At 39.5% G+C, this 13951-nt stretch carries 14 protein-coding genes; 13 read left to right on the top strand and 1 reads right to left on the bottom strand.

All coding sequences use genetic code 11. The features are described from left to right. Positions 1 to 8 precede the first annotated feature (8 nt). The 7 genes from NSA57_RS16205 (at position 9) to NSA57_RS16175 (ending at position 6972) form a co-directional block, all read left to right on the top strand. Entirely contained in the window at positions 9 to 794 is a 786-nt protein-coding gene (locus NSA57_RS16205) for an ABC transporter permease (protein WP_257465443.1), read from the top strand. Next, positions 782 to 1543 (top strand): ABC transporter ATP-binding protein, encoded by a 762-nt coding sequence (locus NSA57_RS16200; protein ID WP_257465442.1) that lies wholly within the window; start codon positions 782 to 784, stop codon positions 1541 to 1543. Before NSA57_RS16205 ends, NSA57_RS16200 begins: the two co-directional genes overlap by 13 nt. 12 nt (positions 1544 to 1555) lie before the next feature. After that, complete coding sequence (locus tag NSA57_RS16195; RefSeq protein ID WP_257465441.1) at positions 1556 to 2311, top strand: ABC transporter ATP-binding protein; 756 nt, start codon at positions 1556 to 1558, stop codon at positions 2309 to 2311. Positions 2312 to 2326: 15 nt separating this feature from the next. Then, positions 2327 to 3133 carry an SDR family NAD(P)-dependent oxidoreductase gene (locus NSA57_RS16190; RefSeq protein WP_257465440.1) on the top strand — a complete coding sequence of 269 codons (807 nt, stop codon included), beginning with the start codon at positions 2327 to 2329 and terminating at the stop codon, positions 3131 to 3133. Positions 3134 to 3247: 114 nt separating this feature from the next. Next, positions 3248 to 4519: an IS110 family RNA-guided transposase gene (locus tag NSA57_RS16185; RefSeq protein ID WP_257465439.1), complete on the top strand. Its 1272-nt coding sequence runs from the start codon at positions 3248 to 3250 to the stop codon at positions 4517 to 4519. A gap of 560 nt (positions 4520 to 5079) precedes the next feature. Then, positions 5080 to 6096, top strand: coding sequence for a zinc-dependent alcohol dehydrogenase (locus tag NSA57_RS16180; protein WP_257465438.1), 1017 nt, complete (start codon positions 5080 to 5082; stop codon positions 6094 to 6096). Positions 6097 to 6117: 21 nt separating this feature from the next. After that, positions 6118 to 6972, top strand: coding sequence for a class II fructose-bisphosphate aldolase (locus NSA57_RS16175; protein WP_257465437.1), 855 nt, complete (start codon positions 6118 to 6120; stop codon positions 6970 to 6972). A gap of 13 nt (positions 6973 to 6985) precedes the next feature. Here NSA57_RS16175 and NSA57_RS16170 read toward each other — a convergent pair whose 3' ends face one another. After that, positions 6986 to 7867: an aldose 1-epimerase family protein gene (locus tag NSA57_RS16170; protein WP_257465436.1), complete on the bottom strand. Its 882-nt coding sequence runs from the start codon at positions 7865 to 7867 to the stop codon at positions 6986 to 6988. Positions 7868 to 7995: 128 nt separating this feature from the next. On the opposite strand from NSA57_RS16170, the gene NSA57_RS16165 reads away from it, so the two are divergent. From NSA57_RS16165 to NSA57_RS16140, 6 genes are read left to right on the top strand one after another with little or no spacing between them, the layout of a single operon-like run. Beyond that, positions 7996 to 9147, top strand: a complete 1152-nt coding sequence (locus NSA57_RS16165; protein WP_257465435.1) for a class II fructose-bisphosphate aldolase — start codon at positions 7996 to 7998, stop codon at positions 9145 to 9147. After that, the gene (locus tag NSA57_RS16160) at positions 9144 to 10334 is read left to right on the top strand and encodes a diphosphate--fructose-6-phosphate 1-phosphotransferase (RefSeq protein WP_257465434.1); all 1191 of its coding nucleotides are present in this window, start codon (positions 9144 to 9146) and stop codon (positions 10332 to 10334) included. The genes NSA57_RS16165 and NSA57_RS16160 overlap by 4 nt, the downstream gene beginning before the upstream one ends. Next, on the top strand, positions 10334 to 11194 hold the full coding sequence (locus NSA57_RS16155; protein ID WP_257465433.1) for a triose-phosphate isomerase: 861 nt from the start codon (positions 10334 to 10336) through the stop codon (positions 11192 to 11194). The genes NSA57_RS16160 and NSA57_RS16155 overlap by 1 nt, the downstream gene beginning before the upstream one ends. Then, on the top strand, positions 11191 to 12678 hold the full coding sequence (locus NSA57_RS16150) for a lactate racemase domain-containing protein (RefSeq protein ID WP_257465432.1): 1488 nt from the start codon (positions 11191 to 11193) through the stop codon (positions 12676 to 12678). The genes NSA57_RS16155 and NSA57_RS16150 overlap by 4 nt, the downstream gene beginning before the upstream one ends. Positions 12679 to 12705: 27 nt before the next feature. Continuing rightward, positions 12706 to 13305 carry a chromate transporter gene (locus tag NSA57_RS16145; protein WP_257465431.1) on the top strand — a complete coding sequence of 200 codons (600 nt, stop codon included), beginning with the start codon at positions 12706 to 12708 and terminating at the stop codon, positions 13303 to 13305. Beyond that, entirely contained in the window at positions 13302 to 13865 is a 564-nt protein-coding gene (locus NSA57_RS16140) for a chromate transporter (protein WP_257465430.1), read from the top strand. Before NSA57_RS16145 ends, NSA57_RS16140 begins: the two co-directional genes overlap by 4 nt. Positions 13866 to 13951 lie beyond the last annotated feature (86 nt).

The raw sequence follows: 13951 nt of genomic DNA, 5'->3' as shown, positions 1-13951 counted from the left end.
GTAAGGAGATGGATCAGAAAACAACAAAACAAAAGGCTGTCCATAGCATCCTATATTGGGGCCTCCCTGTACTGGCTGTTGTTCTTATTGCCGTAGGCTGGATATCCTTTTCCGCATTTAATCCGGAGTTAATGCCTTCTCCGGCTCAGGTCTGGGAGCGTTTGGTAAAAACTTTTACAAAGCCTATTGCAAAAACGACACTATTTGGTCATGCATGGGCAAGCTTAAGAAGAGTTCTTCTGGCACTTCTGGTGTCATGGGTTTTTGGCATAGCTTTTGGAATTCTAATTGGGTGGAATAAAAAGGCCAGAGCATTTTTTGGAAGTATCTTTGAGGTGATTCGTCCGATTCCTCCAATTGCCTGGATTCCAATTGTGATCATGTGGTTTGGAATTGGTGAGTTTCCAAAAATCCTGCTTGTTTTTATTGGTACTTTTGTACCTCTTGTAATTAATACATCAACAGGAATCGAGATGGTTGACAGAATAAATATACAGGTAGGTCAAATATTTGGAGGGAAAAATCGACAAATTTTAAAAGAAATTGTAATTCCTACAGCACTTCCTTCTATTTTTGCAGGAATTCGTACATCTGTAAGCTCCGGATGGACAACAGTTCTGGCTGCAGAAATGCTCGGAGCAAATGCCGGTCTGGGATCTTTGGTAACAAGAGGCTGGCAGGGAAGTGACTTATCGTTAGTAATGGTTTCTGTAATTACAATTGCAATTATCGGAGCATTATTATCTACGATTTTGCAGAAACTTGAGAAGGTGGTGTGTCCATGGAACAATTAAATAAAAGAATGGAGGTCAGGAATCTTTCTAAAACTTTTTTTGGAAAGAAAGGATATTTTACAGCAATCGAGGACGTAAGTCTGGATGTTTATGATGGAGAATTCCTTGTAATACTTGGACCGGGAAGATGTGGAAAAACAGTACTTTTAAATATTATGTCAGGTTTGGAAGAACAGACGGAAGGCCAGATTATATATAATGGACAGGAATGGAAAGGTTTGAATCCTGAGATAGGGATGGTTTTCCAGAAACTGGCGCTGATGCCTTTTAAAACAGTTATTGAGAATGTGGAGCTTGCTCTTAAATTTCGGGGAATGGAAAAGGAAAAGAGGAGAGAGATTGCAAAACATTATATAGAACTGGTAGGACTTAAAGGATTTGAAGAATATTATCCTAAGCAACTTTCTGGTGGCATGCAGCAGCGTGTTGGAATTGCAAGAGCTTATGCTGCGGATCCAAAGCTTTTGATTATGGATGAGCCCTTTGGAAAACTGGATGCGCAGACAAGATATCAGATGCAGGAAGACCTTTTGAAAATATGGGAAAAGGAAAAGAGGACGATTATTTTTGTTACAAATAACATTGAGGAGGCGTGCTATCTTGGAGACAGGATCATTCTTCTCAGTGATTGTCCGACCAAGGTGAAAAAAGTATATCCCATTGACATTTCCAGACCTAGAGACATGGTAAGTAAGGAATTCCTGGATCTCAGGACAGTAATTTCTGACAATACGGATTTATCAATTTAGAGGGAGGAGATTATGCCAAACGAAGATACAAGACCGATTAAAGTCGAAGTAAAAAATCTTACAAAAAAATTCGGAGATCTTTTGGTTCTGGATGATATGTCATTTCATATCCGCAAAGGAGAATTTGTATGTGTAGTAGGTCCAACTGGATGCGGAAAAAGTACATTTTTGAACTGTTTGACCAGGATACATATGCCTACCTCCGGTGATCTGTATATTGATGGAGTTCCAGCAGATCCGAAAAAGCATAATATTTCGTTTGTTTTTCAGGAGCCAAGTGCTCTTCCGTGGCTGACTGTTGAGGATAACATTGCTTATGGATTAAAAATAAAAAAGCTTCCAAAGGAGGAAATTAAAAAAAGGGTTGATCAAATTTTAGACTTGATGGGACTTCAGGAATTTCGTAAATCTTATCCCGGAGAATTATCCGTATCTGCAGAACAGCGTATTATTATCGGCCGTTCCTTTGCCATGCAGCCGGATCTTCTTCTTATGGATGAACCCTATGGGCAGATGGATGTTAAAATGCGCTTTTATTTGGAAGACGAAGTGATTCGTCTCTGGAAAGAGCTTGGAAGTACAGTTATTTTTATTACGCACAACATCGAAGAGGCAGTTTATCTGGCAGAAAAAGTTATGATACTTACAAATAAACCGGCAAAGATTAAAGAAGAAGTTAAAATTGAGCTTCCAAGACCCAGAGACATAACAGATCCAAAATTTATTGAGTACAGAAATTATATCACAGATAAAATTAAATGGTGGTAAAAGGATGATGAGCATATGCAGAAACAGAGGCTAAAGAATAAAATCGCTCTGGTAACAGGGGCGGCCAGAGGCATTGGATTTGGAATCGCTGAAAAATATGTAGAAGAAGGCGCCAAAGTGGTTATTGCAGATGTTCTGGAAACCGAAGGATCTAATGCTGCAAAAAAGCTAGGAACAGCAGCCGGATTTTATCAGATTGATTTGAGAAGCAGAAGTTCTATTTTTCAGATGGCAGACAGAATTCACGAAGAATATGGTCATATTGATGTGCTTGTAAATTGTGCAGGTATTGCAAGGCCGTGTCCTACCATGAAACTTTCAGAGGAGGTTTTGGATGAAGTAATTGATATTAATATGAAAGCTCCGCTTTTCGCTTGCCAGGCAGTTGGAAAATATATGAGGAAAGATGGGGGCGGAAGTATTATTAATATTTCATCTGGAAATACAAGGATGATTAATGTAGGAAGGACTCCTTATGGAATCACCAAAGGGGCTGTAAATCTCCTTACGCAACAGCTGGGAGCTGAATGGGCCTTATATAATATTAAGGTAAATGCAATTGCACCTGGATGGATTAAAACAGAAATGGTAGAAAAACCATTAAGACAAGGAATCCTTAATCAGGAAGAGATTCTTTCAGTATCTCCTATTGGAAGATTCGGGAAGGTAGCAGAGGTTGCAAATCTTGCCTGTTTTCTCGCAAGTGAGGAATCTGATTATATTGTAGGACAGATTATTTTTGCTGATGGTGGATGGAATACAGGAATTATGCCAAACGCATTGAATTATATTCGTGAAAATGATAAGGAGCTTCCTGTATAATTCAAGTATAGGGAATTCCGAGAAAGAAGGTTGAGAAAAAAATACCTCAGAGTAAAATAAGATTACTGACTTTGCCGGTTAGTAAAAATCTTATTGAACAGAGAGGTATCTGAAATGAATTATAACACACAGAACGCAAAAATTGCATCCATTACTGAAAAAACTTTGATTGTTGGTATTGATGTCGGAAGCGAAACTCATTACGCTAGGGCTTTTGACTGGAGAAATTATGAGTATAGCAAAAAGCCGCTGGAGTTCAGTAACACGGAATCCGGATTCCTGACTTTGAAAGCGTGGATGGAAGATATCGCAGAAAAACATGGCAAAACTGCTGTGATTCCCGGAATGGAGCCGACCGGTCATTACTGGTTTGCGTTAGGGAAATTCCTGCAGGACAGCGGAATGAAGCCGGTACATGTGAATCCCCATCATGTCAAGAAATCGAAGGAACTGGACGACAACAACCCCAACAAGAATGACCGCAAAGATCCCAAAACAATTGCGGCACTGGTCAATGAGGGACGTTTTTCCTATCCATATATACCCACCGGCATTTATGCAGAAATCAGGAGCCTTTCGAACCTGCGTTTCCAGACGCAGGAAGAACTCACAAGGATCAAGAATCGGATTGCAAGATGGTTTTCCATCTACTTCCCGGAATATAAAGATGTCTACGTGGATTTGAAAGCGGTCAGCGGAAGAATGGTGTTGAAGGCAGCTCCGCTGCCGGAGGATATCGTAAAGCTTGGGGCAGAAGGTGTGAACCAGATCTGGAGAAATGCGAAGCTGAGAGGCGCTGGAATGAAGAGGGCAAAGACCCTGGTATCCGTTGCAGAGCATAGCATTGGGAGTAAGGAAGCGCCGGAAGCAGCGAGAATCGAATTAAAAAATCTGCTGAATGACATGGATGTATATGCAGCAAGGCTGGAGGAACTGCTCCGGAGTATAGAAGAAAAACTAAAGGAGATCCCATATATTGATAAGCTGATGGCAATCAAAGGGATCGGATTGGTTACAGTCAGTGGTTTTATTGCAGAAGTTGGGGACATTGGACGTTTTGATAATCCCAAACAACTGCAGAAACTGGCGGGATATGCGATCGTGGCGAATGATTCCGGTAAGCATAACGGAGAAAGTCGGATCAGCTACCGCGGGCGAAAGCGCCTGAGATATGTGCTGTATGAGGCAGCGATATCGCTGATTGGAAAGAATGCGGAGTTCCGGGAAATACATGAGTATTATCGGGGCCGAAAGGAAAATCCGCTGAAAAAGATGCAGTCAGTGGTAGCGATAGCCTGCAAGGTTATAAGGGTATTCTACGCGATCCTCACAAAAGGTGTAGATTATGATGCGGAGAAACTGATAGGAGATATCAGAAGACCGTAGATGCAGGCAGCATAACAACCAGAGACAAAACAGGTAATGTTCCTGCTACAGTTGAATTGAGCCTTTAGAAAACAAATCTGAGAGTTGAATTCAGCTGTAGCAGGAAAGCTGAAAGGTATGAGGAACAGGCCGGAGAAACGTCCACCGCAAGGTGCTGGTTTGTGGAGCATACAGAATAGGTCAGTAAAACTTAAGACAAAGAGTGAGCCAGTAGTCGGCAGGAATATTTTCCATAGGGCAAGACCCTGACAAGGAGCTAAGCTGACACCCTGGTTATGGACAGGCGGGACGAAGGAAGTTAGGGCCCTGCAGAAATGCGGGAGATCCTGGTAGACACGGGAGGTTCGCTGCCGTAGATGGATGGGTATACACAAGGCCATGTAAAACAGAAAACCAAGACGTTTTACTTCGTGTACCCAAAACCAGCTATTTTCGTACCGGATACAGAGAAATGCCCATACCAATGGCTCTTTCTTCTGAGATATTTATTGATAGTATATCGAAAAAACCTTGATTTTCAAGGAAAAAAGACTTGACTTAATAGGGAGGAAGAATAATTTATGAAAGTATTATGTATTGAAAAACCAGAAAAACTTGAGATCAAAGATCTTCCGAAGCCAGAGCTGGTTCCTGGTCAGGCTGTTATAAAAATGGAGATGTGCGGAATCTGTGGATCTGATGTAACAGCATACAGAGGTGTAAATCCTACAATGAAGTATCCGATCAATGGACTGGGACATGAAGGTGTGGGAATTATTGAAGCTATCGGTGAAAATGATAAAGGATTGAAAGTAGGAGACCGTGTAGCTTTGGAACCATACGTTCCCTGTAACAAATGTCATATGTGTGCAGAAGAGCGCTTTAATAATTGTGCAGATATTCATGTATGTGGAGTACATAAAGACGGAATGATGGCAGAATATTTTTTGCATCCGGTACAGCTTCTTTATAAATTACCTGATGATCTTACCTTTAAACATGCTGCGTTAGTAGAACCATTTACAATTGGACTTCATGCAGCAACACGTGCAAGAGTGAAAAGTGGAGAAAAAGTTGTTATTTTTGGAGCTGGCGTAATTGGTCTTATGGCAGCATATGCCTGTATTAATTATGGCGCATTTCCAATTCTTATAGATGTGATTCAGGAAAGACTGGATTATGCGAAGGAACGTGGAATACCTTATATTTTTAATTCAAAAGAAGGTGGGATAGAGGAATATCTGAAGGAGGTTACAGAGGGTAAATTGCCAGAGGCTATGATTGACTGTACAGGCGCACCAGTGATTTTGGAACAAATGCATAATTACGTATGTCATGGTGCAAGAATTGCTCTTGTAGGCTGGCCGCATAATCCTGTAGCTATTAATACAGTGCGTTTGATGCAAAAAGAGATTGATATCTGTCCTTCCAGAAATTCGAATAAGAAATTTCCAGAAGCAATCAAACTGATTCATGAGAATAAAATTCCGACAGATGCATTTATTACCAAAATGATCAGGTTAGATGAAGTAGAGACAACCATTCAGGATATGATCAAAAAGCCTTCAGATTACCTGAAGGTAATTGTTGAGATTTAATAAAATGGAGGAGGAACCGATATGCTGACAACTAGCTTTGAAATGATGGATAAGGCATACAAAAATGGGTACGCTGTTCCGGCAATTAATACACAAGGTGGCACATATGATATTATTCGTGCAATTTGTATGGCAGCGGAAGAGCTGAATTCACCTGTAATTTTAGCCCATTATGTGAATACAGGTTCATATTCAGGACATGACTGGTTTTTTGAAACTGCCAAATGGATGGCAGAAAAGGTATCTGTACCAGTAGCGATTCATCTTGATCATGGTGATAGTTTTGAACGGTGTATGGAAATGCTGCATATCGGATTTACTTCTATTATGTATGATGGATCAGCGTTTTCTGTAGAGGAAAATGCAAAAAGAACAGAAGAGGTTGCCAGGGTTTGTAGAGCATTTGGAGTACCTTTAGAAGCAGAGATAGGAGAGCTGGCAAGATTAGATGATCAGGGACATCAGAATGGACTTTCCAATATTGCGGATCCGGATATAGTAAAAAAATATCTGGAGCTCTGCAGACCAGATTCTTTGGCTATCGGGATAGGTAATGCTCATGGATTCTATAAAGGACCTGTTGATATTCATGTGGATATTCTGGAGAAATGCAGAGAGTTCACAGATATTCCTTTTGTACTCCATGGATGTACGGGAATGGACGAGACATTGATTCGGCAGGCTGTCAAAGCAGGTGTGGCAAAAATCAATTTTGGTACACAAGTGCGTTGTAATTATATCAATTATGTAAAAGATGGTTTAGCGCAGGGAAAAGATGAGGGACATGCATGGAAGCTTTCTTCTTATACAGAGAAGCGTTTGAGAGAAGACATTAAGGATATTATCCGTCTGGCAGGTTCGGCGGGAAAGGCCTGACAGTTCTGTGTCCTTAAAGGATACAGAACTGCATGGTATATTTTTTTGAGTCATCAGGATTAAGCTTCTGCAGATGATTTTTATGAAGAAATTCATTATCTTCATCAGAACATATTGCAGATCCATTCCATGGTTCAATGCATATGTAATGTGCATTTTTAGATAAGCTGGTCCAAAATGCTACAGTCTCAAAATCTGGAAAGAATGTAGCAAGTCCATGACCAGTTTTGGGATTGATAAGCGAGAGTTCTTTTGATGAGAGGCGGTCAAACCAGATTGCATCATGGAGAAATAGTTCCCGGGAAAGAGGAATTTCAATTTGATTTCCGGGAAAAGGATATTCGTGTGACATGTCGAATTCCTGTTTTTTTGTATCGTATCTTCGATATCCGAAATTTTGTTTTCGCCCAAAACGAAGAATATAGTCTTCGAAAGTTTCTCCCTCATGGAGTGGACAGCAAATTCCCGGATGGAGTCCAATACAATAAAAAATGGGTTTTTCAGAGGAATTGGACAGTTCAAGTGTCAGATCCAGAGTTTGATTTTGCAGAGTGTAGTGTACAATAAGGTGAAATGGATAGGGATAACAATCTGTCGGAAAATCTTTTTCTGTTATTTCAAAAGATGCAGTAGATTCCGTTATTGCTTTCATATGAAACTCTGTTGTTTTACAGGGACCGTGTTTAGGTATTTCATAAGCACATCCGTTAATGATAGTTTTATTATTCCGACAGTTTCCGACAATAGGAAAAAGGATAGGAGAACAGTTCTTCCATATATCTGGATTTCGCTGCCATATATATTCAGTATTTTTATTATCTTTAAGTGAGATGAGCTGTGCTCCCATGGTATCAATTGTTGCAGATACATTGTTGTTTTTAATAGTAATAAGCATAAAAATCCCTCCTTATCAGGTATTTAGATAAATTAAGTATATAGTTTGAACATGATAGTTTTCAATGAAATATGATTCAAACGTTTGCGTTGACAGTTGTAATGGGGGATTGGAAAGGCGGTAAAAAAATGGCATTAGTTTCTTTAAAACCAGTTCTCGACGCAGCCGTTAAATATGGATATGGTCAGGGTGCGTTTAATGTAAATGCAGTTGCTCAGGCAAAGGCGGTAATTGAAGTCCATGAAATGTTTCGATCTCCTGCAATACTTCAGGGTGCAGATCTGGCTAACGGTTTTATGGGCGGCTGTACCGATTTTGTCAATGCTACACTGGAAGATAAAAAAAGAGGAGCAAAACGAATTGCTGATGCAGTAAAAAAATATGGAGAAAATTCAACTATTCCAGTTGTCCTGCATCTGGATCATGGAAGAGATTTTGATTCCTGTAAAGCGGCTATTGATGGAGGCTATACCTCTGTTATGATTGACGGTTCTTCTCTTTCCTTTGACGAAAATGTAGAACTGACCAGAGAGGTTGTAAAATATGCACATAGAGAAGGCGTCAGTGTTGAAGGCGAGTTAGGTGTGCTTGCCGGAGTAGAGGATCATGTTTTTTCTGATAACTCCACTTATACAAATCCAATGAAATCAATTGAGTTCTTTAAGAAAACAGGTGTAGATGCGCTGGCAATTTCCTATGGAACTATGCATGGTGCATCAAAGGGAAAGAATGTAAAACTTCGCCGTCAGATTCCAATCGCAATCAGAGAGTGTATGAATCATGAAGGAATTGAGGGCGGACTGGTATCACATGGGTCTTCCACGGTTCCAGACTATATCGTAGAAGAGATCAACGCTATGGGCGGACATCTTAAGAATGCTTATGGAATTTCTATCGTTGAATTGAAGGAAGCTATTTCATGTGGTATCAACAAGATCAACGTAGATACAGACATTCGTCTGGCTGTCACCAGAAACATGAAAGAACTATTCAGGGATCATGAAGAACTGAGGCGAAGTGATTCTATTGGAGAAATATACCACCTTCTGGAAGCAAACAAGGATAAATTTGATCCACGTGTATTCCTTCCACCAATTATGGATACAGTGATGTTTGGACAGATCCCGGATGAGGATACAGCAAAAATTGTAAGCTGTGTAGAACGGGGTGTGAAGGAAGTTGTAGGAACACTTATTGTTCAGTTTGGTTCTTATGGAAAAGCACCGTTTGTAGATGTGAAAACCCTAGAAGAGATGAAGGAGTTTTATAAAAGAAAATGAAAAATAATGTATTAGTTGTTCATGGGGGCGGTCCAACTTCTGTTATGAATGCTTCTCTTTATGGGGTTTTGAAAGAAGCAGAGAGACATTCACAAATTGGAGCTGTATATGGTGCAATTGGTGGTGTAGAAGGCATTTTAAAAGAAAACCTTTTAAATTTAAGTGAATTTCAAGGAGCAAAAGAGCTCTTGCTACATACACCAGGAAGTGCTATTGGTTCTTCCAGATATCCGGTAACAGAAGAAGACTATAATAAGACTCCGATTATTCTTAAAAAATATAATATAAAATACATTTTACCAAATGGTGGAAATGGAACCATGGATACTTGCGGTAAAATTTACAAATCGTGTATAGAAGCTGGATATACTGATATTAAGGTTGTAGGAATTCCTAAAACTATTGACAATGATATTGCCATTACAGATCATACTCCGGGATTTGGAAGTGCTGCCAGATATTTGGCGGCGACAGTGCGTGAGGTGGCAGAAGATGTGAAATCTCTTCCTATTCATGTATGTATTATAGAGGCTCTGGGTAGAAATGCCGGATGGATTACGGCAGCCTCGGTTTTGGCAAGGAGGAAAAAAGGAGATGCTCCGCATCTTATTTATACTCCAGAGCGGCCTTTTAAAGAAGAAGAATTTTTGACTGATGTAAAGAAGCTTTATGACAAATTAGGCGGCGTTGTAGTTGTTGTCAGTGAAGGTCTTAAGAAAGAGGATGGAACTCCGGTAGTAGATCCGATTTATAAGACAGACCGTGCTGTATATTATGGGGATGTAAGTGCGCATCTGGCTAATCTTGTAATTAAACGTCTGGGAATCAAGGCCAGGAATGAAAAGCCAGGACTTTGTGGAAGAGCATCTATTGCCTGGCAGTCTCCTGTAGATTGTCAGGAAGCACAGTTGGCAGGGGAAAAGGCGCTGGAGGCAGCAATCAAAGGCCATACTGGCGTAATGATTGGTTTTAAACGTGAAAAAACAGAAGACGGATCCTACAAGATTGGTATTATAGAAATTCCTATTGAGAAGGTAATGCTTTTGGAAAAAACGCTTCCGGATGAGTATATTAATGTCCGTGGAAATGATATTACAGAAGAATATATAAAATGGCTGCAACCACTGGTTGGTCCGAAATTTGAGGAATTTCTTGATTTTAAGGAGTATTACAAGGAGAAGGAATAATGAAGCATATTTTTTTAAATCTGAAGAGATTTGACATTCCAAAACAAATGGGTGGGGTGAACAGTATTGCAGATATTGATAATTGGGGAGCATACATAGTAAAAAATACTGAGGAAAAGCTACAGACATATAAAAAAGATCAGGTTGATTTTACTATTTTTTTTCCAGAGCTACATATTTTGGAAGCTAATGCTGCACGCAAAATTGGTTCACCTATACAAATAGGATGCCAAGGGGTACTTCGCACAGATGTATATCCTGGTGGTAATTTTGGCGCATTTACGGCTGGAAGACCAGCAGCAGCAATGAAAGCAGCAGGTTGTGATGCTGTGATTATCGGGCATTGTGAAGAAAGAAACTTTTTGAATAATGTTTTGAGTGAAGCGGGGATTACAGATGCAGATGCAATAAACAGAATTCTTAATGAAGAAATAAAAGCTGCAGTACGAAGAGGAATGAAAGTCTTGTATTGTATTGGAGAAAAGAGTGAAGAACAGGAGCACTGGCAGAATGTATTGGGAAGGCAGCTTGAACTTGGACTTAAGGATGTAGATCATTCTATGGTAATAGTGGCATATGAACCTGTGTGGTCTATTGGACCGGGAAAAATGCCTGCGGGAAAAGAATATATTACTATGGTGGCTCGTTTTATAAAAGAAAAAACAGGAGGCATGGATATTGTTTATGGTGGAGGCCTGAAGCAGGATAATGCCGAAATGCTTGCATCTATTAAAGAAATTGACGGAGGCCTGATTGCTCTTACCAGATTTACAGAAGAAATAGGATTTTATCCGGAAGAATATTTAGAAATTATTAATATATATATGAATGCAGTTCTGGGACAGGAGGTAGTAAAATGAGATTAGAATTTGAATATGGACATGGAACTATGGAAGCGCAGCTTCCGGATAGTACAGATATTTTTATACCAGGTGAAACAGTTAAGGATCCGGATTATATACCAGAGGATAAACTGGAAGAGGCATATCTGAACAGTCTTGCTGATCCCATTGGAATGCCCCGATTATCAGAGCTGGCACATAAAGGAACTACCGTTACTATTATTGTGCCGGACAGAGTAAAAGGCGGTGAGCAGCCTACAAGCCACAGAAAATTAAGTATTAAATATATTCTTAACGAACTTTATAATGCAGGTGTTGATAAAAAGGATATTCTTTTTATTATTTCTAATGGACTTCATCCCAGAAGTACAGAAACAGATGCTAAGGCAATTTTTGGTCCTGAATTATTTAATGAATTCTGGCATACAGGGCAGATTATCAGTCATGACAGTGAAGACCAAGAGCATATGATTGATCTGGGAGCTACCAGAAGGGGAGATCCTGTATTCATGAATAAGTATGTATTTGACAGTGATCTTCCTATTTTAATCGGTCATGTTCAGGGAAATCCTTATGGAGGTTATTCAGGCGGCTATAAACACAGTGCTACAGGAATTACAAATTGGAGAAGTATTGCCAGTCACCATGTTCCGGCTGTGATGCATCGCCCAGATTTTACCCCGGTAAACGGGGGAAGCCTTATGAGAAACAAGTTTGATGAAATAAGTATGCATATGGAAGAGAAAATGGGACATCCATTTTTCTGCTGTGATGCTGTTCTGGATACGAACTCCAGACAGATTGCCATTTATTCTGGATATGCAAAAGAAATGATGCCATTAAGCTGGAAAGTTGCTGATAAAAGAACATATGTGCATTGGGCGGAAAAGAAATATGATGTTCTTGTATTTGGTATGCCACAAAAGTTCCATTATGGTGATGGAATGGGTACCAATCCTATTATGATGATGCAAGCTTTGAGTGCACAGGTACTTCGGTTTAAACGCATTATGAGTGATCACTGTGTGATTATCTGTTCTTCTCTGTGCAATGGATTTTTCCATGACGAAAGATGGCCTTACCTTAAAGAAATGTATGATCTTTTTCAACATGATTATATGAATACTCTTCCAGATATCAATCGTTATGGGGAATATTTTGCAACAAACCAGGAATACATAAGGAAATATCGTTTTACAAATGCATTTCATCCATTTCACGGTTTCAGTATGATTTCCTGTGGGCATATTGCAGAAATGAATACCAGCGCTATTTATATTGTTGGAGCTCAGGAACCTGGATATGCAAGAGGAATGGGGCTGAAAACAAGGGCAACATTTGAGGAGGCCCTTGAAGATGCAAAGAAAAAATTTGTGGGAGATAATCCCAATATTTTGGCTCTGCCATTGACTTTTAAAAAGGCATCAGTCCATCTTTGTATGAAGAATCCAAAAGATGACTGCATGGATGAGTATGGACATTGTCATCCATGTATGGGATGAACAGGGTAGGAGAAAGGATCTTGTGTGATGAATCAGGCAGAAGATAATAAATTAGAACAGATGTCTGCAGTGCAAATTTACTGGCAGTTATTTAAAAATATTTTTATACTGAGTTCATGCACCTTTGGTGGGGGATTTGTTATCATTGGTATGGTGAAGAAAACCTTTGTAGAAAAGCTTCGCTGGATATCCGAAGAAGAAATGCTGGATATGACCGCAATAGCACAATCAGCTCCAGGAGCGCTGGGAGTCAATATTGCCATTGTCACAGGATACCGCATCCGGGGAATCATGGGAGCACTGACAGGAGCGTTTGCAGCAGTGCTCCCTCCTCTTATTATTATTTCGGTGATTTCAGTGTTTTATAACCAATTTAAGGATAATAATGTGATTGCTATAATGTTACAGGTTATGCGTGCTGGAGTTGCCGCAGTAATTTGTGATGTTGTTTTTACATTGGTAGCAAATATTTTTAAGACAAAAAATATTCTGTGGATTATAGTTATGGCAGCAGCGTTTATGACAACTGTATTTTGGAATGTCAGTGCGGTTATTATTATTCTGATTTGTGGAGTGATTGGATATGTATACAGCCTGATAACAGAAAGGAGAAAAGAGGCAAAATGATATATTTAAAGCTGTTTTGGGCCTTTTTTCAAATTGGGCTTTTTAGTTTTGGAGGAGGATATGCTGCGGTTCCGTTAATCCAGAGTCAGATCGTAGAAACGAATCATTGGCTGGAGATGGGGCAGTTTGCGGATCTTATTACAATTGCAGAAATGACTCCCGGTCCGATAGCCGTGAATAGTGCTACATTTGTAGGCCAACAGATTGCCGGGTTGACAGGTGCTGTTGTATGTACACTTGGCTGTATTTTTCCATCACTTATTATTGTACTTCTATTGTCCTGGTTATATATGAAGTATCGTAATCTGAAAACAGTACAGGGAATTCTTACTGGCTTACGTCCTGCGATTGTAGCGATGATAGGTTCAGCTGGTTTATCACTTTTATTTCTGGCCTTATTTAATTCTTCTTTAGATGGGGTGGTGTTTGCCGATTTTCGTATTATAGAGGGTATTTTATTTATTGTAAGTATGTTTCTTTTACGAAGATATAGGATAAATCCGATTATAATTATTTTTGGCTCAGGTATTTTTGGAACGATATTTTATATGCTTCAATAACTAATATATCTTGAGTTTCCGCAGTTTTATCCACAGTCACCTGTTTTGTAATATATCATTATAAACAACTTTTAAAAAATGCCTAA

The organism is Blautia caecimuris (assembly GCF_024622975.1).
GTDB lineage: Bacteria > Bacillota > Clostridia > Lachnospirales > Lachnospiraceae > Blautia_A > Blautia_A caecimuris.
This window is presented reverse-complemented; position numbering and strand designations above follow the sequence as displayed.

What these genes read in the sequence shown, in the direction of transcription:
- NSA57_RS16205 (WP_257465443.1), top strand. Translation starts at nt 9, where the DNA reads ATGGATCAGAAAACAACAAAACAAAAGGCTGTCCATAGCATCCTATAT.
- NSA57_RS16200 (WP_257465442.1), top strand. Translation starts at nt 782, where the DNA reads ATGGAACAATTAAATAAAAGAATGGAGGTCAGGAATCTTTCTAAAACT.
- NSA57_RS16195 (WP_257465441.1), top strand. Translation starts at nt 1,556, where the DNA reads ATGCCAAACGAAGATACAAGACCGATTAAAGTCGAAGTAAAAAATCTT.
- NSA57_RS16190 (WP_257465440.1), top strand. Translation starts at nt 2,327, where the DNA reads ATGCAGAAACAGAGGCTAAAGAATAAAATCGCTCTGGTAACAGGGGCG.
- NSA57_RS16185 (WP_257465439.1), top strand. Translation starts at nt 3,248, where the DNA reads ATGAATTATAACACACAGAACGCAAAAATTGCATCCATTACTGAAAAA.
- NSA57_RS16180 (WP_257465438.1), top strand. Translation starts at nt 5,080, where the DNA reads ATGAAAGTATTATGTATTGAAAAACCAGAAAAACTTGAGATCAAAGAT.
- NSA57_RS16175 (WP_257465437.1), top strand. Translation starts at nt 6,118, where the DNA reads ATGCTGACAACTAGCTTTGAAATGATGGATAAGGCATACAAAAATGGG.
- NSA57_RS16170 (WP_257465436.1), bottom strand. Translation starts at nt 7,867, where the DNA reads ATGCTTATTACTATTAAAAACAACAATGTATCTGCAACAATTGATACC.
- NSA57_RS16165 (WP_257465435.1), top strand. Translation starts at nt 7,996, where the DNA reads ATGGCATTAGTTTCTTTAAAACCAGTTCTCGACGCAGCCGTTAAATAT.
- NSA57_RS16160 (WP_257465434.1), top strand. Translation starts at nt 9,144, where the DNA reads ATGAAAAATAATGTATTAGTTGTTCATGGGGGCGGTCCAACTTCTGTT.
- NSA57_RS16155 (WP_257465433.1), top strand. Translation starts at nt 10,334, where the DNA reads ATGAAGCATATTTTTTTAAATCTGAAGAGATTTGACATTCCAAAACAA.
- NSA57_RS16150 (WP_257465432.1), top strand. Translation starts at nt 11,191, where the DNA reads ATGAGATTAGAATTTGAATATGGACATGGAACTATGGAAGCGCAGCTT.
- NSA57_RS16145 (WP_257465431.1), top strand. Translation starts at nt 12,706, where the DNA reads ATGAATCAGGCAGAAGATAATAAATTAGAACAGATGTCTGCAGTGCAA.
- NSA57_RS16140 (WP_257465430.1), top strand. Translation starts at nt 13,302, where the DNA reads ATGATATATTTAAAGCTGTTTTGGGCCTTTTTTCAAATTGGGCTTTTT.